We start from the raw sequence: 546 nt of genomic DNA, 5'->3' as shown, positions 1-546 counted from the left end.
CGATTTTCCGATTGAGACTGAAAGATAGAAAATTGCAATGAATTTCCGTAGGAAATTCAGCCGCAATTGAATTTATACATTGTTAGCATACGTTTTTATAATTCAGCGTACATAAATTCGACGCTTTTTAATTCAATTCCGTTTCTATTTTTCTCTAAATTCATTCTATAGTTACTAAATCCAACGTATCTGATTTCATCCTCAATTTTATCAGACTTTGGTTTTTGTAAAATACGAAGTCGGTATTCCAATTCATTTATTCGAACAAATTCCGCAATTCTATATTCAAATTTTAATTCTGCGTCTTCTTTTAATTTAAACGTGAAATGAGTTCCGTTCAGGTTATTTTTCAGAAATTCTGTATCAATTAATTCAGGAATAAGTTCCGTATTCTCAATCGTGATTTCATTTCCGTATTTGTCCTTAAAACTGAATTCAGTAGTTTGAGATTTAAATCCGAATGAAATTCCGATTAAAATCAGAATTAGTGTCAATTTCGATATTTTGTTTTTCAGTTCCAATGTCTCTTTCAAATGTATGCTAACG

The 546-nt window shown here is 29.9% G+C and carries 1 protein-coding gene; it reads right to left on the bottom strand.

The annotated features are described in order from the left end of the window. Nucleotides 1-95: 95 nt before the first annotated feature. Nucleotides 96-546: hypothetical protein (locus WA340_RS05840; protein WP_336127837.1), on the bottom strand; the 451-nt coding region annotated here is incomplete at its 5' end.

Source organism: Mesoflavibacter sp. CH_XMU1422-2 (assembly GCF_037029245.1).
Taxonomy (GTDB): Bacteria; Bacteroidota; Bacteroidia; order Flavobacteriales; family Flavobacteriaceae; genus Mesoflavibacter; species Mesoflavibacter zeaxanthinifaciens.
This window is presented reverse-complemented; position numbering and strand designations above follow the sequence as displayed.